Raw genomic sequence first — 20,278 nt, 5'->3', positions numbered from 1 at the left:
CGCAAGACCAATGGATTCCAACGCTGACGTGCAATGCCGGCTTGGTCATTCCAGTGTCAAAGGCGGGCCTTGGGGCCGCGCAGGTGCACGGCCCCCTTCCCCCTACTTGAGATAGCGCTCGAACCACCCCACCGTGCGCGCACGCTGGTCGCGCTGGTGCTCGGGCTTGCGGATCGCGTGGCCTTCGCCGTCATAAATCACCAGCGCGGTCGGCGTGCCCATGGCGCGCAGGCCGTGCCAGAATTCCATCGATTGCACCGCCGGCGTTTCCACATCGCGCTCGCCCACGTACAGCAAGGTCGGCGTCTTCGCGGCCTTGATCGATTCGATCGGCGAGGCCGCCCGGTACACCGCCGGGTCGTCGTAGGCCGAGGCGCCGAAGAAGGGAATCATCCACTGGTCGATGCCGTTCTGGCCGTAGTAGCTGATCCAGTTGGCGACGCCGGCGCCGGCCACCGCGGCCTTGAAGCGCTGGCTGTGGGTCACGCCCCACATGGTCATAAAGCCGCCGTAGGAGTGTCCCATCAGGCCAAGCCGGCCCGCGTCCACCGGCGCGCTTTTGGCGGCGGCGTCGATGCCGGCCAGGATGTCGCGCCAGTCGCCGCCCCCAAAATCGCGCTTGTTGGCACTGCCGAAGGCGACGCCCTGGCCGAAGCTGCCGCGCGGGTTGGGCAGGAACACGTAGTATCCCTTGCGCGTGAGGTCGCGCAGCAGCGGGTTGGCCTGCTCACCATCGGAGACGAAGCGCGGCGAGGCGGCCGACGCCGGCCCGCCATGCACCTGCACCACCATCGGATGTTTTTTGCCAGGCTCGGTCGCCAGCGGCGCGACCAGCCAGCCCTGCATCCTGAAGCCGTCGTTGCTCCATTCGACGCTGGTGGCGCGCACCTGCGGCGCAAAGCCGTCGTTGTCGCGCGTGATGGCGGCCAGGTGCGGCAGCCGTCCGGCGACGATGTGCGGCGCACGCGCGAAGTCTTCGTGCACGGAGGCGGCGATGGCGCCGTCGGCGCTGAACACAAAACGTCCCTGGCGCGAGCCGCTCGCGCTGACCGCGCCCGACCAGAGCGTGCGCGTGCCGCGCTTGACCGGGTCGATGGCGAGCACCGCATGCTCGCTGCCGACCAGCGCCGAGGCGATCAACTGCTTGCCCTGCCACGCCAGCCCGTTAAAGGAGCCGGCGAAGCGCGGGGTGACGTTGTGCGGTTCGCCACCGGACAGCGGCACGGTAAAGACGTCGCCGCCGACCGAGCCGAAGTCGCTCATCAGGCCCGCGATGAAGGCGACGCTGCGCCCGTCGGGCGAGACGCGCGGGATATTCATCTGCATCTTTGGGGCGGCCAGCACGCGCAGCGCGCCGCTGGCGATGTCGACATGGCCGAGCGTGGCGACCCACCAGTTGTTGTCGCCATTGCCCCTGGCGCTGGTGACGGCGAAGCCTTTGCCGTCCGGGGTCCAGTCGTACTCGTAAATATAGCTGTCGGGCGGCGACACCATGGTCAGTTCGCCGCCGTTCGCGGGCACTACCGCGAGGCGCTGGGCGTCTTCCTGCACGCCGATTTCGCCGACCTGGCGCGCCCCGGCTTCGACTGCGCCGGCGAGCTTTTTAGCGCCCACCGTGGCCAGCAGCGAAATCCGTTTGCCTTCCGGCGACCAGCGCGCGGTGCTGGCCACGCCCTTGATGACGGCGACCGGCGCGGCGCCCGCAGCGCCGGCGATGTACAGGGTGGCGGTGCCGGCCCTGGCGTCGGCGCTGATGAAGGCCAGCGCTTGCTGGTCGGGCGACCAGGCGGGATGGTCGTAGATGCAGCTGGCGCACGGGTCGTACTGGGCGATGATGGCGCCGCTGGCGGCGTCGCGCACGACCACGACCGCGTGCGGGCGCAGCGGCAAGCCGCCCGGGTCGAGCGATTCGAGGGCGGCGATGCGTTTGCCGTCGGGGCTGATCGCCAGGGCGCGGTAGTCGCGCAGGGCCGCCGGCTCGGCCGCCCATGCGGGCGCGATGGCGCCGGCCAGCATGGCCGAGAACAGGACTGTGTGGAGTTGTGACATAGTGAGTTTATGTATGTGGGATTCTGCCCGCTCTTGTAAGAGGCGGACAATGATCGACCCAGGAAATCCGGGACGACGCTTTCAGCGGCTTCAATATATACGATTGCGCCGTGCGCTACCAAGGCGTACTGCGCCTTGCTTTGTATCGGCCAGTGGAAAGCGTCGGCGTCGTCCATCACCGGTCAATCCCCAGCGCCGCGTCGGTACATTGGCTCGATTGCCATATTGCGCAAGGATCGCGCCAAACCTTCTCCTGGCACTGACACGACAGCATAGGGCCGCTAGAATTGCGCCATGCATAAAATCGTCATCCTGGCGCCGCACGGCGTCATCCCTTTTGATCTGGCCACGGCCTGTGAAGTATTCAGCCGCGTTCGCGTGCCGGGCTTGCCTGCGGCTTACGAGGTGATCGTTTGCGGCGAAGCGCCCTCGGTCGCGGCCAGGCTGTTCGACTTGCACACACGATTCAACCTGAGCCACGCGGGCGGCGCGCACACCTTGATCATTCCGGGCATCGACGACATCGACGCGCCGGTGTCGCAAGCGGTGCTGGCCACGATCAGGGCCGCTGCCGCCAGCGGGACGCGGATCGCTTCGATTTGCAGTGGCGCTTTTTTGCTGGCGGCGAGCGGTGTGCTCGATGGCCAGCGCGCCACCACGCACTGGATGGCGGCAAGCGCACTGGCGCGCCGTTTTCCCACCGTGACCGTGGACCCGAACGTGCTGTTCGTCGATAACGGCAAGGTGCTGACCTCGGCGGGCGCCGCAGCCGGGCTCGACCTGTGTCTGCACCTGGTGCGGCGCGACTATGGCGCCGCCGTCGCCGCCGATGCCGCGCGCGCGGCCGTGATGCCGCCCGAACGTGGCGGCGGCCAGGCCCAGTTCATCGTGCATCCGGAACCGTCATCGTCGCTGGCGCTGCAGCCGGTTCTGAAATGGATGGAGTCGCAATTGCATCGCGCGTTGACGCTGGAAGCCATCGCCGCGCATGCCGCGCTGAGCAAGCGTACGCTCAGCCGGCGCTTTCTGGAACAAACCGGCACCTCGCCCCTGCAATGGCTGCTGGGCACGCGCGTGCGGCGAGCCCAGTATCTGCTGGAAACGAGCGCGCTGTCAGTCGAGCAAGTTGCCAACGCCACCGGATTCGGCACCAGCGCGGCCATGCGGGCATGTTTCAGCAAACAGGTCGGCACCAGTCCCCAACATTACCGGCAAAATTTCCGGTCGAGTTGAACTAAGCGCCGCCCAGGCGGATTTCCGCGTACATCTCACCCTCTTCGTCCAGCCCGGTTTCGACGAAGCCCAGGCTGGCGTAAAAGTCTTTTGCCACCGGGTTGCTCGGCCAGTAGCAGATCTGGATCACCTCCGCATCGGGACGGCTGCGGATCTCGTCGAGCGCCAGGCCGATCGCGCGCCGGCCGTAGCCTTTGCCCTGCTCGCCGCTGTCGATCATGAACCGGTAGATCGCGTACTCGCCCGGCTGGCCTTCATCGGCCAGCGACACATACATCAGGAACCCGATCGGTTTGTCGTCGAGGCAGATGGCGCGCGTAAAGAAACTGTCAGGATAGAAACTTGCCTGGGCGATGGAGTAGGCATTGCTGGCGAGGTAGTCCTGCTGCTCCGGCAGCAGGGGCAGCTCGACGATGGTGTCGAAATTGTCTTCGGTAACAGCTTGCAAGGTGATCGTCATGCGACGGCTTTCGGTGGCGCTGGGGATGGCGACGCGACGCGGGTGCGCCGCCGGATGGATTCCTTGATTGCGGTCAGGATTTGCCGACCGAGAGCATGCGCTCGACGTAGCGGGCGATCAGGTCGATTTCCAGGTTGACCTTGCTGCCGGCGCGCAAGTGCTTGAGCGTGGTAACCGAGATGGTGTGCGGAATCAGGTTGATCGAGAAGCGGCACAGCTTGCCCGAGGCGGCGTCCAGGTCTTCCACCCGGTTCACCGTCAGCGAGACGCCGTTGATGACCACCGAGCCCTTGAAGGCGAGGAACTTGGCCAGGTCGTGCGGGGCGTCGATGACCAGTTCCCACGATTCGCCCACGGCTTCAAAGCGGTGCACCAGCCCCAGCCCGTCGACGTGGCCGGACACCAGGTGGCCGCCCAGGCGTTCGGCCAGGGTCAGCGCCTTTTCGAGGTTGACTTCGCCCGGGGCGTCGAGGCCGACCGTGCAGTTGAGGCTTTCGCGCGAGACGTCGACGCTGAAGGCGGCATCGGTCTTGGCGACCACGGTCATGCAGGCGCCGTTGATGGCGATGGAGTCGCCCAGGGCGACGTCGGCCAGCGGCAGGCCGCCGGCGTCGATGTCGAGGCGCACGCCTGCGTCGAGGCCGCCTTCGAGTGGTTGGACGGAGCTGATCTTGCCGACGGCGGCGACGATTCCTGTAAACATGCTGGTCTATTCCTTGGTATGGGTAAAGCGGGCGAGGATGCGCAGATCCTCGCCCAGCGGGGCAATATCGTGAAAGCGCAGGCGCTTTTGCTGGTCGAGGCTGGTCAAGGCGGGCAGCGAGAACATGCCCTGGGCTTCGCCCAGCAGGCTCGGCGCGAGGTAGACCAGCAGTTCGTCGACGCAACCCTCGCGGATCAGCGATCCGTTCAGCCTGGCGCCGGCTTCGACGTGCAATTCGTTGATGTCGCGCCGGCCCAGCTCGCGCATCAGGGCGGGCAGGTCGACCTTGCCGCTCTCGTTGGGCAGCAGGATGACGTCGTGGCCGGCGGCGCGCAGCACGGCTTCCTTGCCGGGATCGGGCACGGCGGCCACGATCCAGCTCGGCGCGCCGGCCAGCACGCGCGCCGCGGGGTCGATCTCGAGCTTGCTGTCGACGATGACGCGGCGCGGCTGGCGCGTGGTTTCGACGGCGCGCACGTTCAGTTGCGGGTCGTCGGCCTTGACGGTGCCGATGCCGGTGAGAATGGCGCAGGCGCGCGCGCGCCATGCATGGCCGTCGGCCCGTGCTTGCTGGCCCGTGATCCACTGGCTGGCGCCATTGTGCAGGGCCGTCATGCCGTCGAGGCTGGCGGCGGTCTTGAGGCGGACCCACGGCAAGCCGCGCTGCATGCGCGACAGGAAACCGATATTCAGTTCGCGCGCTTCGGCTTCGTGCAGCCCGGAACTGACGGCGATGCCCGCCGCCGCCAGCTTGGCCAGCCCTTGCCCGGCGACCAGCGGATTGGGGTCGACCATGGCGGCGACGACGCGGCCCAGGCCGGCACGCACGAGGGCGTCCGAACACGGCGGCGTGCGGCCGAAATGGTTGCACGGCTCCAGGGTGACGTAAGCGGTGGCGCCGCGCACGTCGTTACCGCGGGCCTCGGCGTCGCGCAGGGCGTCGATTTCGGCGTGCGCCTGGCCGGCCGGTTGCGTGTGACCGGCGCCGATGACCACACCGTCGCGCACGATGACGCAGCCGACACGCGGGTTCGGCGAGGTGGTGTACAGCCCTTTGGCGGCCCAGTCGAGGGCCAGGGTCATGGCTGCTGAATCAGTAAGTAATTGCACAAGTGTCCCAGCGTAAATGGCTGACCGAGATTTTACGCCAAGACAGCCGTTCCCGTCGGGGAGGCTGCGATGCCTGCTTTTTCGCAGCCTGGATCTGGCCCTGCTTTACCCGCGTCCGTGACGAGGCAAACGCTCCGCCGTCGACGACGGCAGCGCGACAGCGGCGCAAAGCAAGCGGCCAATTCAAGCGCCGCGCTGGCGCCAATGCAAGCGGCGCGCAAGTGCCGATGCAAGCGTCGCCGGCGACAAGGCAATCGCGCCGCCGGCTGCCAAGGTCACCGCTAAGACTCCTCCTCTTCCCCTTCACAATTCGCGCCGTCCCGGGCCGGATCGCACACGCGGGCGCGGCCGAGCATGTTGATCTTGATGCGCCGCGTCTGCTCGCCCTGGAACAGCGACAAGGTGCCCCAGCGCGCCGCCGCGCTGCTGGTCGCCGTGCAGCTGCGCCCGGCACTGTTGTAAGCCAGGTAATCCGGCAGCTTCTGGCTGGAAAACACGGCGCTGACCACAATGCCCTTCCCCACCGGGCCGTGCGTGACGATCAGCTCGTCGGAGGCGCCCGGGCGGCGGTCGCCGTCGTGGTCGACAAACGCCACCCAGCCCAGGCTCCAGTCGGCGCCGGCGGGCTCAAGCGGTGCGAGAACGACGCGCTGGCCACGCGCCATCGCTTGCGCACGCGTCGTGCCGATGGCGCCGGACAAGTCGTTCACGGCGGCGTTGAGCTGGTACAGGCGGATCATGGCGCGCATGTCCGGCACGGCAACGGTGAGCCCGATGGCGGCGACAAGCAACACCACCATCAGCTCGACCAGCGAAAACGCGCTCGCCCGCAGCGCGCTTGCGTGCCTCATGGCCAGCAACCGGTGGCGCTGCCGCTGGCCGTGTGTTCGCCGGCGCTGTCGAGCGTCAGGGTCTGGCATTCGCCATCGCGGAACGTGGCGTCGACCCTGTCGGTGCCGGGTATGGCTTCGATGACGATGCAGCGCGCGATCGCCTGGCCGGCGCACGGCTTGCCGCGCAGTTCGTAGGCGCTCGACTTCGCGCTGCCGCCGGACCACCATTTGAAGCGCTCTTGTTCCGGCCCGCCCTGGTCGGCCGAAAACGCAAGGTAGCGGTTGTGCTGCGTGTAATAGCGCTCCTGCTTTTGCATCAGATCGAGCAGGACCGCCTGGGCTTCGGTTCGGCGCGCCTTGACCACGAAGCCCTGGTAACCGGGATAGGCCAGCGCGGCCAGCAGGGCGATGATGGTCATCGCGATCATGGTTTCGATCAGGGTAAAGCCTCGACTGCGTTTCATTGCCGGCTCCTTTGCTTGGGTGATTACTTTTTCTTTGCCGCATCGTGCAGGTCTTGCCAGTTGTGCACCTCGCGCCAGCCGAGGCGGCGCGACGGGGTGCGGATGCCGACCTGCTGCGCCGGTACAGCCTTGCCGCCGTCCTGCGGGCGTACGATGGCGTAGGTGTGCGCCGCCTCGGCGCGGCCGCTGGCGCCGCGCGCGCCGGTGCTGGTGCTGGTCTCGATCAGTAGCGGCGGCACGCCGGCCAAGGTGGGGTAGCGCTCGCCCGTGCTTTCGCCGGAACGCGCCCGGCCGTCGGCGCCGATGGCCAGGCCGCTCAGCGCGTCGAGCACATAGCTGCGCGACGCTGGCGCACTGCACGGGTCGGCGCCAGGCAGCAAGGTGTCGACGATCAGGGCGCCGCCGCGCGTTACCGGGCTGGCGGCGGCACGCTCGCCGTCGAGGGCGGTTTGCGGGAAATCGAAGAACCAGCCTTTTGGCGCGTCTGTCCCGTCCAGTTCGGCGGGCTCGCCCGCCACCGCATAGCGCGCCGTGCCGCTGAGGGTGCGTGGCGCCAGCCGCGCGCGCGACAGCGGCGGCTGCTTGCCCAGGGCATCGTGGACGGCGTAAAACGATTGCGGAAGGAAACTGCTGCGCTGGGTGTCGGCCGCTTCGATGAACTTGCCGGTGCCAAACAGCACGAGGTAGCCGCCACCGGGGGCGAACACGATGCGGGGCGCGTGCGCGATGGGCTGGGGCCTGCCGCCGGCGTCGCGGGCGTCGAACAGCGGCGACAGCGCCGAGTTCCATGGCGCCGCCCCGCTGAAATCGACACGCCACAACCGGCCCTGCAAGTCGCCCGCGTAGGCATGGCGCACGCTGGCGTCGCCGGCCAGCGCCAGCGCCGGGGGCGAGAGCGCATTGGGCTGCGCCGGATCGGACGCCGGCGTGATGAAGCGGTAGTAATTGACGCCGCGCTGCCAGCGCGCGGAGGCCGGCTTGTCGAGCGCGAGCAGGAACAGCGCGCCGCCGCCATCCGCGAGGCCATTGTTGATGCCGCTGGCGACGACGACAAAATCGCGGTACTGCGGCACGCCATCCTTGACGGCGGTCCGGAACCTGGCGACCTGGGGCGGCGTGGCGACATGGCCCATGGCCGGGTCGTCGCGCCCGGTGAATTCCCACAGCGCGCCAAGGCCGGTGTCGAAGGCGGCCGGGTCGGAGATGTCGAGCGCGAAGACGCCGCGCGCACCCATGCCCATGCCCGAAGCGAGAATGGTGCGCCAGCGCCCGTCGAGCAGCGCTTCGCCGCTGCCGGCGCTGGCGTCGACATAGGGCCGGTGACGGTAGCCGGGGTCGGCCAGCCGCGCCAGCGCCGGCGTCAAGGCGTGCGGCACGTAGGCAAACAGTTCGACACCGGTGGCGGCGTCGAAAGCGTGCAGCATGCCGTCGTTGGCGCCGACATAGGCCACGCCGGGCCGCGCGCGCTGGCGCTTGTAGAAGTCGAGATAGGCCGGCTCGCCGCGCGACGGCGGCGGCGGCCCGACCAGCAGGGGCACGCTGTGAACCACATCACCGAGCACGCTGGCGCGGCGCCGCAGGACGCCGCCCGGCTGGCCGGATTCCCTGCCGCGCTCGCCACGCAGGAAGGCCGTGCGCGCTTCGCCCAGTCCGTCCGGCGCGCCGCCGGCAAGGGCAACGTCAAGCAGGGCGCGCATTTCTGGCGGCAGGCTGGCCCAGTCGAACGGGATCGTCACCGTTTTGTCGGGCCGGTAGGCCAAGGTGTAGATCTTGCGCGCCGCCGGCGCCGTACGGGGCGGCAGCGCTGGGCGCACACCATCGTTGCCGGTCAACAGTTCGGCGGCGTCCCAGTCCACCTTGTCCGAGATCGACGGTGCGCCGTCCTTGCCCACGGTAAGCGCGCGCCGCCGCAGGCTGCCGCTAGCCCTGGACAGGTCGCCGCTGGCCTGGAGCACGAAGCCGCGCCCCTTGCCGACGGGGCTGGCCACCAGCGCACCGGGCGTGTCGCCGCCGCTGTTAGCCGCAGCGGCGAACAGGGCCTCGATGGCCGGCCCGATCGCAAACGCGTCCCCGGCGGCAAAGAAGCCAGCCGGACTGCCGCCCCCGGCGCGCCACTCCGTATCGTCGCGCCGGTCGCCACTGGTGATGAAGGGATTGGCGTCGCCATTGCGGTCGTCGAAGGCGCCGTATTTGGCGGCCAGGTACAGCGCGCTGGCGCCCTTGTCCGCCGCTGTGCCGAGCTCGAGCGCCATGCTGGTGACGATGACCGGCTTGTCGCGCCGGATTGGGTTGGTGTGCGCCCACCAGGCCGCGCCGGCCAGGTACAGGCTGCCGGCCTTGTTCGGCCCGTCGCTACGCAGGTCGAGCTCGCCCAGATCGGACCGGGGCGCGCTGTTGCCGTAGGCGCCGCCACGGTCGGTTTCCATGTCGCCGACGCGGCGCGTTGCCTGCATGACGTCGAAACGGACCGGGGCGAAGGCGTCGGCGGCGCGCGCGGCGTCGTTGCGCCCGGTCCGGGTGTTGCCCGGCACGTGGCGGTCGTCGATAAAGGCCGGGTGGCCGATGGTGGCGATCACGTTGCGCTGGCAGGCGGCGCTTACCGGGTCGGTGCGGCTAGCCCACACCGGCAAGCCATCCGGCGCGACGCCACCAGTTGCCGCGCCCGGTTCGCGGCCCTGCAAATAGCGCAGCGCTTCGTAATACAGTTCCGCGCCGGGGTCGCTAACGGCATAGCTGCCGGCGCTGGCCGGCTTGCTCCTGCCCGCCAGGTTGATGGCGGCAATGCTGCCGCTGGCCGCGCCGCTGGCGCGATCGGGATTGGGGACGAACACGCCGGTCTGGTCGCTCCATTCGGCGCGCGGGTTGGGCTGCGCTTCGTAGCGCGGGGCGTCGATGGCCTGGGCGCCGATGAACTTGAGCGGTGCGCGCAGGACGCCGCCATCGGGCGCGCCGCCGTTGTCACGCTCGCCTGCCGCGTAGGCCATCACGCCGATGCGCGCGCTCCCGGCGTGCCCTTGCAGCGCGCCTTCCGGTTTGAAGGCCCCGCCGTACGGTCGGCACAAGGCCGGCCGGCTGGCGCTGTCCTCAGGCGTGCAGACGCGCACCCGCGCGAGAAATTCGCCATGGAATTTATCGGACACCAGCCGCTTGCCGTCCGCGCCATAACGGGGTGCGTCGCAGCTTTTGCCTTTGTTGGTGTCGCTGAACAGCACCCGATTGCGGCACGACACGATATACAGGTCGATTTTACCGAACGGGGTCAGCGCCGCGCTGTCGGCGGCGGGCAGCATCTTGCGCGGGAAATGCAGGGCGTTCGCGTAAAAATCGACATGTGCCGCGCCATCGGGCAGCCAGGCGCGTTGCAGCACGGTGATGCCGGCGTCGTCGATCACGCGGTCGCCGCCGGTCAGGCCCAGGCGCACCAGGTCAAGGGTCGAGGCCGTGGCCCAGTTCAATACGTTGCCGCTGAAAGCATCGCCGCCGCAGGCATGGTCCGCCCGCGCCGGCCCGAGCGGCGCGAAATGCCCGAGGCGCTCATCCAGGTCGGGCTCGCGTATGGAGCGCGAATGCGCCTTCATCGGATACTGGTAGCACAGGCGCGGATTGAAGTAGCCGGGATAATCGGTCGCGTTCGCATACTCGCTCCGATAGGCCGCGCCGGCGTCGTCGAAGGTGAGCGACAGATTGATCAGCAGGTTGGGCGGCATCTGGCCCGGTGCGCCGAGCACGCCGTCGGGCACCTGCAACAGCGGCGGCGCGGCGCCGGCCGTGCAAGCCCAGCAGGCGAGCAACAAGGTCAGCGACGACGTGAGCAGACCCGCCCACAGGCGTCGGAGGATGGCGTTCATGCCCCCTCCTCCGGCGCCGCCTTGAGGTAGAAGGTTTGCAGCACCACCCGGGTCGCATCGAGCGCGCCGAAGCCGATCGCCGTGATGCGATAAAAGTTGCTTGGCGGACGGGCGGCATCGGCCCCTGCCTGGGTGTGCGGCAACAGTTCGATGAGGTAACGCGGCGCTCGCAGCGGCAGCGTGCCCTTGCCCGACGGCAGCTGCGCACCGGTGAAGCGGCCGTACGCCACACCAGCCGCCGGCCTTGCGTCATTGCCCGACAGATCGGCATGCTGCCACGCCGCCTGCCCCGGCACGTGCAGGCACAGGCCGGCATTGAGCTCGCGCTCGGCCCCGCAGCCGTCGACGAAGCCGAGCGCATTGCCACGCGAAAACAGTGCCGCGCGCTGGGATGAGGGATCGCTGCCGCCCTCGATATCGTGTTCGGCGTCGGCCAGCGCGGCCTCGGCCGCACCGAATGCGATCTGGCGGTCGCGCTCGTGGCGCGCCGATTTTTCGCTGCTCAGCGCGCTACGGGCGGCGGACACGCCGAGGATCATCAGCGCCAGCAGCACGAACAGCGCTGTCAGCAGCACGGCGCCATGTTGGCGGTCACTTCGGCAAGGAAGGCTTGGCATGGCGTTTCACAGGGCCGCGTTGCGCATCACGATGGTGGTGGCGAAGGTGCGCCGCTCGCGCCAGCGCTGCGCCGGCGGCAGGCGTGCTTCGTCGATGCGCGTGCCTGGGTCGTCGGCGCCGCTGTAGCCGGGGCCGAACAGGTCGTAGGCAAGCGGTTCGCGCCCGCCGCCGCCGGGCGCGCCATGCAGCAACAGCGCCACCCTGACGCTGGCCACGCGCTTCCAGTGGGTCTTGCGGCGCAGGTCGCGCTCGCGCTCTGCCGGGGTGGCGCCGTCGAGTATCAGGGAGGCGTCCAGCGCGTTGACGGCCGCGGCGGCCAGGTAGCGGTCGGGCAAGCCGTCCCCGGGCTCGTCGGTGTCGAGCCCGTACAAGACCTGGAAGGTATCGACTCCGCCCACCAGCGCCTCGCTGCGCCAGTTCTTCTGGCCACGGTATTTGCAGCGCAGTTCGGCGTCGCCGGCGGCATCCGGAGCGACATAGAAAATGCTCCAGCCCTCGTGAGCGGCGCCGACCGCGAAGCCGGCGCAGCTGAGCACGCTGCCATCGCCATCGGGTCCGGCTCCCGCGCCGTCGAAGCGCAGCGCCAGCACGTCGCTGCCGTTGACGCCGCCCGGTCGCGCGTTGGCGATATCCGGCCCGCCGCCCGCCAGCACATGGTTGTCCAGCCCGCCGATGCGGGCGGCCGTCGCGGCGGACGATGGCGGCGCGTCTTCGCGCTCGAGATCGACCCAGGCACTCTGGCGCGCCGCCCGTTCGATGGCCTCGAGCGCGAAGCGGCCGGCGTCGTCGGTCTGCGCCAGTGCGTTCTGTGCGGCGTAGCCGGACTGGGCGGACACCAGCAGCGCCGCAGCCGCCAGGGTCACAAGCAGGCCGAGCACCAGCGCGACCATCAGTTCGACCAGGCCCAGGCCGGCCTGGCGCAGCCATCGCGAGCCGAGGCGCGCCCTCATGGCGCCCCCGTCGCGAGCATCACCGCCAGCGCCGGAGCTGGGGACGCGGCGGCGCCCGGCCCGGCGCGCTGCGCGGAGCGGACATGCCAGCCGAGCTTGATGACCACCGGCGCCCCGGCCGCGCCGGCGCACTCCCACGCCAGCGCCTGGCCCGCATCGTCCCACACGACGGCGTCACGGCACACCGCGATGCGCCCGCCCGGAAAGCCGGCGTGCAGCGCGGCCACCGTATCGGCGATGTCGAAGCGCGCCAGTTGCGCACTGTCGCAACGGCCCGCGCCGTAGCATTGGGAAGGCGCGGGCGGCGGCGCGCCCTCGCCCGCCTCGTAGCGTAGTTGCAAATAGGGATTGATGGCGTCGCCCAGGCGCATTTGTGCGCCATTGGCGCGCATGCGTTCGGCCAGGCCGCTGGCCAGGTGTACCCCGCGCGACATCAGGCTCGATTCCTGGCGGGTGCGCAGCGCCGCAACCTGGGTGCCGAGGGCGCCGAGAATGCCGACGGCCAGCAGCACCAGCGCCACCAGCACTTCGATGAGCGTGAATCCGCCGGCGACATGATTTCGCAATGCGCGCATGACTCCCCCGCAACGTTGAACGACGCGCCCGGTCATGCCGCCGCAGCCTGTCAGCCAGGGCTGCAAGGTCGGTGATGGTGAGAACTGGATCGCTTGGGAGCTACGTTAACAGCGCTGAGGGCAGGCGCGCATGGCCTGCCTCAAGAGTGTGAGCTGAACTATTTACGCGGTTTGCGTTCGTGACCTACTTCGGCAATAGCTTCCTGGAACTCGGCCAGGTCTTCGAAGTTTTTATACACGGACGCGAAACGGATGTAGGCAATCTTGTCGAGGCGTTTCAGTTCCTGCATGACCAGCTCGCCCACGTGGCCGGTATCGACCTCGCGCTGTCCGCTGGTGAGCAGTTTTTCCTCGATCGACGCGACGGCCTGGTCGATGGCCTCGGCCGACACGGGCCGCTTGCGCAGCGCCAGCATCAGGCTGCCGCGCAGCTTGATGCTGGCGTACTCGGTGCGGCTGCCGTTTTTCTTGACAATGATCGGCATCGACAATTCGATCCGCTCATAGGTGGTAAAGCGCTTGTCGCACTTGACGCAGCGGCGCCGGCGCCGGATCGAATCGCCCTCCTCGGATACGCGCGTATCGAGGACCTGCGTATCTTCATGCTGGCAGAAGGGACATTTCATGGGGCCGGGGCTGCTGCTGTGAGTGTCGCTTAGATCAAGCCGCGTAGACCGGATACTTGTCGGTCAGCTTCTTGACCTCAAGCTTGACGCGCTCCACGACCGCGGCGTCGTTCGGATTGTCGAGGATGTCCGCGATCAGGTTGCCGACCGTGGTGGCGTCTTCTTCCTTGAAGCCGCGCGTGGTGAAGGCCGGGCTGCCGAGGCGGATGCCGGAGGTCACGAACGGTTTTTGCGGATCGTTCGGGATGCCGTTCTTGTTGCAGGTCATGTGGGCGGCGCCCAGCAAGGCTTCGGCTTCCTTGCCGGTCAGGTTCTTGGCGCGCAGGTCGACCAGCATGACGTGCGACTCGGTGCGACCGGACACGATGCGCAGGCCGCGCGCGATCAACGCCTTGGCCAGCGCGTCGGCGTTTTTCACGACCTGTTTCTGGTACTCGGTGAACGATGGCTCCAGCGCTTCCTTGAAGGCAACGGCCTTGCCGGCGATCACGTGCATCAGCGGGCCGCCCTGGATGCCGGGGAAGATGGCCGAATTGATGGCTTTTTCGTGCTCGGCCTTCATCAGGATGATGCCGCCGCGCGGGCCGCGCAGCGACTTGTGCGTGGTCGAGGTGACGAAGTCGGCGTGCGGCACCGGGTTCGGGTAGACCCCGGCGGCGATCAGGCCGGCGTAGTGCGCCATGTCGACCATGAAGTAAGCACCCACCGCCTTGGCGACCCTGGCGAAACGCTCGAAGTCGATTTTCAGCGAAAACGCCGATGCGCCGGCGATGATCATTTTTGGCTTGTGCTCATGCGCCAGGCGCTCCATGGCGTCGTAGTCGATGTCTTCCTGCTCGGTCAAGCCGTACGACACCACATTGAACCACTTGCCCGACATGTTCAGCGCCATGCCGTGGGTCAGGTGGCCGCCTTCGGCCAGCGACATGCCCATGATGGTGTCGCCCGGCTTGAGCATGGCGAAGAACACGCCCTGGTTGGCCTGGGAGCCGGAGTTCGGCTGCACGTTGGCCGCTTCGGCGCCGAACAATTGTTTGACACGGTCGATCGCCAATTGTTCCGCGATGTCGACGAATTCGCAGCCGCCGTAGTAGCGCTTGCCTGGATAGCCTTCGGCGTATTTATTGGTCAGCTGCGAGCCCTGGGCTTGCATGACGGCCGGCGAGGTGTAGTTCTCGGACGCGATCAGTTCGATGTGATCTTGCTGGCGTGCGTTTTCCTTCTGGATCGCGCCCCACAATTCCGGGTCAACATGGGCGAGCGTGTGTTCTTTTGAAAACATGAAAAAACTCCAATCGATAAGAGTGCGAGGCACCTGATTGCAAGGGTCGAATGAGGGGAGCCGTCGGAAATGGAACAGGCAGCCTCATCGTGCGCTTCCATCGGTGGCTGCCCAGGCGAACGGCTGATGAAATCTCACGTTCCCCGGTGGATGCCCACCTTTCGCCGCCAGGCAGCAATGCGCCGCGACTTTTCGCCAGTTACGTGAGACGTAATGGAGCCCAAATTGTAAGTTAAGTCCTTGAATAGGGCAAGGAATGGGATTGCCTAAATGGCAGGTAGCGGCCAATCGGGTCACTTGGGCTACAATCCGGCACAGCATTGCACTTCTCCAGGACACCACTATGATCGTTTTCATCACCGGCGCCTCGGCCGGCTTCGGCGCCGAAATGGCGCGTACCTTCGTCAACAACGGCCATCAGGTCGTCATCAGCGGGCGCCGCAAGGACCGCCTGGACGCCCTCGCGGCCGAGCTGGGCGACCTGGCTTTGCCGATCGTCATGGATGTCACCTGCAAGGAGTCGATCAACGAAGCCTTGTCGATGCTGCCGCAATCGTGGCGCCAGGTCGATGTGCTGATCAACAATGCCGGCCTGGCGCTGGGTACCGAGCCGGCCCACGAAGCTCCGCTGGCCGATTGGGAAACCATGATCGCCACCAACTGCACCGGCCTGGTGACGATGACGCGCGCGCTGCTGCCGGCCATGGTCGAGCGCGGAAGCGGGCTGATCATTAATCTGGGATCGGTGGCCGGCAACTACCCTTACCCGGGCGGCAATGTGTACGGTGCGACCAAGGCCTTTGTTGACCAGTTCACCCTGAACCTGCGCGCCGACCTGGCCGGCACGGGCGTGCGCGCGACCAACCTGGCGCCGGGCTTGTGCGGCGGAACCGAGTTTTCGAACGTGCGCTTCAAGGGCGACGATGAGAAAGCGGCCAAGGTATACGAAGGCACGCAGCCGCTGACGGCCAAGGATATCGCCGCCACCGCGTTCTGGATCGCCACGCTGCCGCCGCATATCAATATCAATACGATCGAGATGATGCCGACCTGCCAGGGGTTCGGCCCGTTTGCGATCAAGCGGACGTAACTTTCGTCGTTCCCGGCACTGCCGGAACCGACTTCCCGCGCAGGCGGGAACCCAAGCTCATGCTGCAGTTGCTAAACCACTAACTTGGATTCCCGCCTGCGAGGCTGTCTCAAAACGCTAAACTCACCGCTAGGCGGTAGACTCTTATCCGTCATTCCCGCGCAGGCGGGAATCCAAGTTCGCTGCTATGCCACGGAATGGGATTCCCGCCTGCGCGGGAATGACGGTGCTGGAGGTGGTAGTCGTTGAACGCGTCCCTTTTGAGACAGCCTCCTGCGCGGGAAGTCGGTTCCGGCAGTGCCGGGAACGACGAGGGTATGGGCGGGAACTGCGGCCGCGTAACACGACTACTCGCCCATGTAAGCGATTGTTACAGAACTTGGCACTTCGCCATGGCTCACGTCTACTTGTGCGCCATCCGGCCCGCTGGGCGCCATCTTTATGTACGCTTGCGTACATTTACAGCAAAAAACCGCGTAAAATGTTTCCGATATTCACTTATGGCAAATGAAATGCCCTCAGTATTCAGTTGGCCGGTACGGGTCTATTACGAAGACACCGACGCCGGCGGCATCGTCTTTTACGCGAACTACCTCAAATTCTTCGAACGCGCGCGCACCGAATGGCTGCGTGCGGCCAACGTCGGCCAACAGGCGCTGCGCGACGAACACGGCGCGATTTTCGTCGTCAAGAACGCCAGCATCGACTATCACGCGCCAGCCCGGCTTGATGATGCATTAAACTTGACATTGAGTATAGAAAAACTGGGGCGCGCATCGGTCCAGTTCCTCCAGCAAGCCTGGCACGGCGACGTATTGCTGGCCAGCGCGACGGTCAAAGTGGGCTGCGTCGACGCGGTCACCCTGCGTCCCCGCGCCCTGCCCGACGCTACCGCTGCTAAAATGCGTGCCGCCTGACACTTCACACCTAGAAAAATCCAACGCCAATGAATGCAGCCCAAGACCTTTCCTTTATCGCCCTGATCGGTAACGCGCACCTGATCGTGCAATTGATCATGGCACTCTTGCTGGGCCTGTCCATCATGAGCTGGACCTATATCTTCCGCAAGGCCTTCGCCGTGCGCGCCGCCCGCCAGCAGACCGAACAGTTCGAACGCAGCTTCTGGGCCGGCGGCAACCTGCATACCCTGCACCAGAACGCCAGCACCACGCGCGAACAGAGCGGCGCGCTGGCGCGCATCTTCGAAGCCGGCATGGGCGAATTCATCAAGGGCAAGCAAGCGTCCCCGCAGCGCGATCCGCTCGACACCGGTGCCGTGCTCGACGGCGCCCGCCGCGCCATGCGCGCCGCCTTCCAGCGCGAACTCGACGCCCTCGATTCGCACCTGAACTTTTTGGCATCGGTCGGTTCGGTCTCGCCGTACATTGGCCTGTTGGGCACCGTGTGGGGCATCATGAACGCCTTCCGCGGCCTGGCCAACGTGCAGCAGGCGACCCTGGCCGCCGTGGCGCCCGGCATTGCCGAAGCGCTGATCGCGACCGCCATCGGCCTGTTCGCGGCCATTCCGGCCGTGGTCGCCTACAACCGCTTCACGCACGATATCGACCGCCTGGCCATCCGCTTCGAGAGCTTCGTCGAAGAATTCTCGAACATCTTGCAGCGCCAGTCGCGCTGATCGGAGGCACTCATGGCATCGTTTTCCAGCAGCCTGCGCGGCGGACGCAAACGCAAGTTCAAGTCCGAGATCAACGTCGTCCCCTACATCGACGTGATGCTGGTGTTGCTGATCATTTTCATGGTCGTGCCACCGGCCAACAGCCCGAGCGTGATCAACCTGCCGAGCGCGGAGAAATCCGCCCTGCCGCCGGACGACTACATCCAGATCGTGTTGAAACCGAACGCCAGCCTGAGCATCGGCATCAACGGCAAGAACAGCGCCGCGGCCGAGGAATTGCCGAACCGTAACGCCGTGATGCGCCGCCTGCGCACCTTGCACGCCGAGCATCCGGAATACCCGGTGATGATTGCCGGCGACCGCGACAGCAAGTACGACGACGTGATCCAGCTCGTTTCCGAAGCGAAAAAAATGGGCATCAACCGGGTCGGCCTTGCCACCAAGTGAAGACGATGGCGCCCCTCACTCCCGCCGCTAATCCGGGCGGCCCCTACACCGTGCCGCCCGAGCCGAGCCGCGTCCCCTCGGTCGTGCTGGCGCTGGCCGTGCACGCCGGTCTGTTGTTGTTCCTGTGGGCCGGCATCAACTGGCAGAACGTGGCGCCGACCACAACCGAGGCGGAACTGTGGGACCCGCAAGTGCAAGACGCCGCGCCCCTGGCGCCGGCGGAACCGCCGCCGCGCGTGGTGAAAGCGGTGACGCCGCCCAAGCCGGTCGAAAAACCGGTAGAAAAGCCGGTCGAGAAAGCGGCCGAAAAGCCGCCTGAGAAGCCGGTGGAGAAGCCGCCCGCCGTCAAGCCGCCCGATATTGCGCTCGAACGCGAGAAGAAACTCAAGCAACAGAAGCTCCAGCAGGAGCAGCGCCTGGCCGAGGAAAAGCGCGAGCTGGAACTGGCCCGCAAGGAATTGGCCGAGCAAAAGAAACGCGAAGAGAAAAGACTCGACGACCAGAAGAAACTGGCCGATCAGAAGAAGCTCGACCAGAAAAAACTCGAACAGCAAAAGCTCGAGCAGCAAAAACTCGAGCAGCAAAAGCAGGAACAGGACAAGCTCGCGGACAAGCAGGCCCAGGACAAGGCGGCCAAGGCCGACAAAGCCGCCAAGGACAAGAAACTGGCCGAGGAGCAGAAAAAACTCGACAAGCTGCGCGACGCCGAAATGCGCCGCATCACCGGCGACACCGGCGGCAATGGCGATGCCGACAAGCGCAGCGCACCGAAAGGCGACCCGAGTTATTTCGGCGCGATCGGCGCCAAGATCAAGAGCAACCTGAATTACACGGGCAGCACCAGCATGCCGGGCGATCCGCAAGCGGTGTACCAGATCGAACAATGGCCGACCGGTGAGATCAAGTCGGTCAAGAAGATCAAGAGCAGTGGCGTACCGGCGTACGACCAGGCGGTCGAGAACGCGATTGCCAAATCGTCACCGCTACCAAAGAAAAAAGATGGTACGGTAGACCCGTCAGTTCCCGCCGCATTCAAATTGAAGGAAACCCAAAAAAGCCATGACTAAACTCAGCACATTGATATTGACCGGCGCCCTCATCACCGGTTCCTCGGCCTACGCGCAAATGCGCGTGGAAGTGGTCGGCGTCGGCAGCAACCAGATTCCCATCGCGATTGCCGCCTTTGCCGAAGAAGGCGTGGCGCCCGCGCAGGTCTCGGCCATCATCCGCGCCGACCTCGAACGCAGCGGCATGTTCAAGATCATCGACGCTGGCAGCACCCTGTCCGAATCGTCCCCGGTCGACTACGGCCAGTGGAAGTCGCGCGGCGCCGATGCGCTGGTGGTCGGCAGCGTGCAAAAGCTGGCCGACGGGCGTTTCGAAGTGCGCTACAAGCTGCATGACACCATCAAGACCAATCAGCTCTCGAGCATGACCCAGTCCGCGCAAGCGAAATACACGCGCCTGTCGGCCCACAAGATCGCCGACGATATCTACGAAAAACTGACCGGCAGCCGCGGCGCCTTCGCCACCCGCGTCGCCTACGTCAACGAAAACCGCGGTGCGCGCGACTACCGCCTCGAAATCGCCGATGCCGATGGCGAAGCGGTGCAGGTGGCGGTGCGCTCGAACGAACCGATCATCTCGCCGGCCTGGTCGCCGGACGGCAGCAAGGTCGCCTACGTCTCGTTCGAAAAGCGTAAACCGATCATCTACGTGCAGGACCTGGTGACCGGCGCGCGCAAGATCGTGGTCAATGAAAAAGGCAGCAACTCGGCTCCGTCCTGGTCGCCCGACGGCACGCGCCTGACGATGGCCTTGTCGAAAGACGGCCACACCCAGGTGTATGTGGTGGGCATCGACGGCAGCGGCCTGCGCCGCGTCTCGAACAGTAACGGCATCGACACCGAGCCGCAATTTTCGGCCGACGGCCAGACCATCTATTTCACCAGCGACCGCAGCGGCGGCCCGCAAATCTACAAAATGCCAACGGCTGGCGGCAACGCGCAGCGCGTGACCTTCAATGGCAGTTACAATATCAGCCCGCGCGTCTCCTCGGACGGCAAAACCCTGGCCTGGGTCTCCCAGCGTGACGGTGGCTATTCCCTCTATGCGATGGACCTGGCCAGCGGCCAGGAACTGCGCCTGGCCGATGCGGCCACCGAACCGAGTTTTTCGCCCAACGGCAAATACATCATGTACGCAACCAAAGGCGGCGGCCGTACTTCGCTGGCTGTGGTGTCGGTCGATGGAAGGGTCAAGCAGCGCTTAACAACCCAGGCAGGAAACATCAGGGAGCCCAACTGGGGTCCCTTCATGAAGTAATCGCAGTATCAACGTCGTTCACGCTATTT

19 protein-coding genes and 1 riboswitch are annotated in these 20,278 nt (G+C 66.5%); of the genes, 7 read left to right on the top strand and 12 right to left on the bottom strand.

Features of this window, described 5'->3' with window-relative positions; translation table 11 throughout:
* Positions 1–102 precede the first annotated feature (102 nt).
* Positions 103–2,049 (bottom strand): S9 family peptidase, encoded by a 1,947-nt coding sequence (locus F0185_RS30925; protein ID WP_223164613.1) that lies wholly within the window; start codon positions 2,047–2,049, stop codon positions 103–105.
* A 294-nt stretch (positions 2,050–2,343) separates the two neighbouring features.
* Between F0185_RS30925 and F0185_RS30920 the strand changes: the two genes are divergently transcribed.
* Positions 2,344–3,282 carry a GlxA family transcriptional regulator gene (locus F0185_RS30920; RefSeq protein WP_167231994.1) on the top strand — a complete coding sequence of 313 codons (939 nt, stop codon included), beginning with the start codon at positions 2,344–2,346 and terminating at the stop codon, positions 3,280–3,282.
* A gap of 1 nt (position 3,283) precedes the next feature.
* On the opposite strand, the gene F0185_RS30915 is transcribed toward F0185_RS30920, so the two are convergent.
* The 11 genes from F0185_RS30915 to glyA all read right to left on the bottom strand — a co-directional run bounded on the left by F0185_RS30915 (position 3,284) and on the right by glyA (position 14,751).
* Positions 3,284–3,742 (bottom strand): GNAT family N-acetyltransferase, encoded by a 459-nt coding sequence (locus F0185_RS30915; RefSeq protein ID WP_167231991.1) that lies wholly within the window; start codon positions 3,740–3,742, stop codon positions 3,284–3,286.
* Between the two features lie 73 nt (positions 3,743–3,815).
* Positions 3,816–4,445 (bottom strand): riboflavin synthase, encoded by a 630-nt coding sequence (locus tag F0185_RS30910; protein WP_167231988.1) that lies wholly within the window; start codon positions 4,443–4,445, stop codon positions 3,816–3,818.
* A gap of 6 nt (positions 4,446–4,451) precedes the next feature.
* Entirely contained in the window at positions 4,452–5,528 is a 1,077-nt protein-coding gene (ribD, locus tag F0185_RS30905; protein WP_187362699.1) for a bifunctional diaminohydroxyphosphoribosylaminopyrimidine deaminase/5-amino-6-(5-phosphoribosylamino)uracil reductase RibD, read from the bottom strand.
* Between the two features lie 308 nt (positions 5,529–5,836).
* Positions 5,837–6,406, bottom strand: a complete 570-nt coding sequence (locus F0185_RS30900) for a GspH/FimT family pseudopilin (RefSeq protein ID WP_167231981.1) — start codon at positions 6,404–6,406, stop codon at positions 5,837–5,839.
* Entirely contained in the window at positions 6,403–6,852 is a 450-nt protein-coding gene (locus F0185_RS30895; RefSeq protein ID WP_167231978.1) for a type IV pilin protein, read from the bottom strand. The genes F0185_RS30900 and F0185_RS30895 overlap by 4 nt, the downstream gene beginning before the upstream one ends.
* A 23-nt stretch (positions 6,853–6,875) precedes the next feature.
* Positions 6,876–10,700, bottom strand: coding sequence for a pilus assembly protein (locus F0185_RS30890; protein WP_167231974.1), 3,825 nt, complete (start codon positions 10,698–10,700; stop codon positions 6,876–6,878).
* Positions 10,697–11,317 (bottom strand): pilus assembly PilX family protein, encoded by a 621-nt coding sequence (locus tag F0185_RS30885; RefSeq protein ID WP_167231971.1) that lies wholly within the window; start codon positions 11,315–11,317, stop codon positions 10,697–10,699. Before F0185_RS30885 ends, F0185_RS30890 begins: the two co-directional genes overlap by 4 nt.
* A gap of 6 nt (positions 11,318–11,323) precedes the next feature.
* Positions 11,324–12,268 carry a PilW family protein gene (locus tag F0185_RS30880; RefSeq protein WP_167231968.1) on the bottom strand — a complete coding sequence of 315 codons (945 nt, stop codon included), beginning with the start codon at positions 12,266–12,268 and terminating at the stop codon, positions 11,324–11,326.
* Positions 12,265–12,843 (bottom strand): type IV pilus modification protein PilV, encoded by a 579-nt coding sequence (pilV, locus tag F0185_RS30875; protein ID WP_167231966.1) that lies wholly within the window; start codon positions 12,841–12,843, stop codon positions 12,265–12,267. Before pilV ends, F0185_RS30880 begins: the two co-directional genes overlap by 4 nt.
* 158 nt (positions 12,844–13,001) lie before the next feature.
* Complete coding sequence (gene nrdR / locus F0185_RS30870) at positions 13,002–13,469, bottom strand: transcriptional regulator NrdR (RefSeq protein ID WP_167231963.1); 468 nt, start codon at positions 13,467–13,469, stop codon at positions 13,002–13,004.
* Between the two features lie 34 nt (positions 13,470–13,503).
* A complete protein-coding gene (gene glyA / locus F0185_RS30865) occupies positions 13,504–14,751 on the bottom strand; it encodes a serine hydroxymethyltransferase (RefSeq protein ID WP_167231960.1) in 1,248 nt (415 codons plus the stop codon).
* 102 nt (positions 14,752–14,853) lie between these two features.
* Positions 14,854–14,964, bottom strand: a riboswitch (ZMP/ZTP riboswitch).
* A 130-nt stretch (positions 14,965–15,094) separates the two neighbouring features.
* Between glyA and F0185_RS30860 the strand changes: the two genes are divergently transcribed.
* The 6 genes from F0185_RS30860 (at position 15,095) to tolB (ending at position 20,249) form a co-directional block, all read left to right on the top strand.
* Positions 15,095–15,841 (top strand): SDR family oxidoreductase, encoded by a 747-nt coding sequence (locus tag F0185_RS30860; protein WP_166887740.1) that lies wholly within the window; start codon positions 15,095–15,097, stop codon positions 15,839–15,841.
* A gap of 512 nt (positions 15,842–16,353) precedes the next feature.
* Positions 16,354–16,758, top strand: coding sequence for a tol-pal system-associated acyl-CoA thioesterase (ybgC, locus tag F0185_RS30855; protein WP_166873232.1), 405 nt, complete (start codon positions 16,354–16,356; stop codon positions 16,756–16,758).
* Between the two features lie 29 nt (positions 16,759–16,787).
* A complete protein-coding gene (gene tolQ, locus F0185_RS30850; protein ID WP_166873229.1) occupies positions 16,788–17,477 on the top strand; it encodes a protein TolQ in 690 nt (229 codons plus the stop codon).
* Between the two features lie 12 nt (positions 17,478–17,489).
* The gene (locus F0185_RS30845; RefSeq protein ID WP_166887743.1) at positions 17,490–17,924 is read left to right on the top strand and encodes an ExbD/TolR family protein; all 435 of its coding nucleotides are present in this window, start codon (positions 17,490–17,492) and stop codon (positions 17,922–17,924) included.
* Between the two features lie 5 nt (positions 17,925–17,929).
* Entirely contained in the window at positions 17,930–18,991 is a 1,062-nt protein-coding gene (gene tolA, locus F0185_RS30840; RefSeq protein ID WP_167231958.1) for a cell envelope integrity protein TolA, read from the top strand.
* Positions 18,984–20,249 carry a Tol-Pal system beta propeller repeat protein TolB gene (gene tolB, locus F0185_RS30835; protein ID WP_167231955.1) on the top strand — a complete coding sequence of 422 codons (1,266 nt, stop codon included), beginning with the start codon at positions 18,984–18,986 and terminating at the stop codon, positions 20,247–20,249. Before tolA ends, tolB begins: the two co-directional genes overlap by 8 nt.
* Positions 20,250–20,278: the final 29 nt, after the last annotated feature.

This window comes from Massilia rubra (assembly GCF_011682065.1).
Lineage (GTDB): Bacteria > Pseudomonadota > Gammaproteobacteria > Burkholderiales > Burkholderiaceae_D > Telluria_A > Telluria_A rubra.
The sequence above is the reverse complement of the archived record's forward strand: the minus strand, read 5'-3'. Positions and strand labels throughout refer to the sequence as shown.

What these genes read in the sequence shown, in the direction of transcription:
- F0185_RS30925 (WP_223164613.1), bottom strand. Translation starts at nt 2,049, where the DNA reads ATGTCACAACTCCACACAGTCCTGTTCTCGGCCATGCTGGCCGGCGCC.
- F0185_RS30860 (WP_166887740.1), top strand. Translation starts at nt 15,095, where the DNA reads ATGATCGTTTTCATCACCGGCGCCTCGGCCGGCTTCGGCGCCGAAATG.
- F0185_RS30910 (WP_167231988.1), bottom strand. Translation starts at nt 4,445, where the DNA reads ATGTTTACAGGAATCGTCGCCGCCGTCGGCAAGATCAGCTCCGTCCAA.
- F0185_RS30895 (WP_167231978.1), bottom strand. Translation starts at nt 6,852, where the DNA reads ATGAAACGCAGTCGAGGCTTTACCCTGATCGAAACCATGATCGCGATG.
- tolB (WP_167231955.1), top strand. Translation starts at nt 18,984, where the DNA reads ATGACTAAACTCAGCACATTGATATTGACCGGCGCCCTCATCACCGGT.
- F0185_RS30880 (WP_167231968.1), bottom strand. Translation starts at nt 12,268, where the DNA reads ATGAGGGCGCGCCTCGGCTCGCGATGGCTGCGCCAGGCCGGCCTGGGC.
- tolQ (WP_166873229.1), top strand. Translation starts at nt 16,788, where the DNA reads ATGAATGCAGCCCAAGACCTTTCCTTTATCGCCCTGATCGGTAACGCG.
- glyA (WP_167231960.1), bottom strand. Translation starts at nt 14,751, where the DNA reads ATGTTTTCAAAAGAACACACGCTCGCCCATGTTGACCCGGAATTGTGG.
- F0185_RS30900 (WP_167231981.1), bottom strand. Translation starts at nt 6,406, where the DNA reads ATGAGGCACGCAAGCGCGCTGCGGGCGAGCGCGTTTTCGCTGGTCGAG.
- F0185_RS30920 (WP_167231994.1), top strand. Translation starts at nt 2,344, where the DNA reads ATGCATAAAATCGTCATCCTGGCGCCGCACGGCGTCATCCCTTTTGAT.
- nrdR (WP_167231963.1), bottom strand. Translation starts at nt 13,469, where the DNA reads ATGAAATGTCCCTTCTGCCAGCATGAAGATACGCAGGTCCTCGATACG.
- F0185_RS30890 (WP_167231974.1), bottom strand. Translation starts at nt 10,700, where the DNA reads ATGAACGCCATCCTCCGACGCCTGTGGGCGGGTCTGCTCACGTCGTCG.
- ybgC (WP_166873232.1), top strand. Translation starts at nt 16,354, where the DNA reads ATGCCCTCAGTATTCAGTTGGCCGGTACGGGTCTATTACGAAGACACC.
- pilV (WP_167231966.1), bottom strand. Translation starts at nt 12,843, where the DNA reads ATGCGCGCATTGCGAAATCATGTCGCCGGCGGATTCACGCTCATCGAA.
- tolA (WP_167231958.1), top strand. Translation starts at nt 17,930, where the DNA reads ATGGCGCCCCTCACTCCCGCCGCTAATCCGGGCGGCCCCTACACCGTG.
- ribD (WP_187362699.1), bottom strand. Translation starts at nt 5,528, where the DNA reads ATGACCCTGGCCCTCGACTGGGCCGCCAAAGGGCTGTACACCACCTCG.
- F0185_RS30915 (WP_167231991.1), bottom strand. Translation starts at nt 3,742, where the DNA reads ATGACGATCACCTTGCAAGCTGTTACCGAAGACAATTTCGACACCATC.
- F0185_RS30845 (WP_166887743.1), top strand. Translation starts at nt 17,490, where the DNA reads ATGGCATCGTTTTCCAGCAGCCTGCGCGGCGGACGCAAACGCAAGTTC.
- F0185_RS30885 (WP_167231971.1), bottom strand. Translation starts at nt 11,317, where the DNA reads ATGCCAAGCCTTCCTTGCCGAAGTGACCGCCAACATGGCGCCGTGCTG.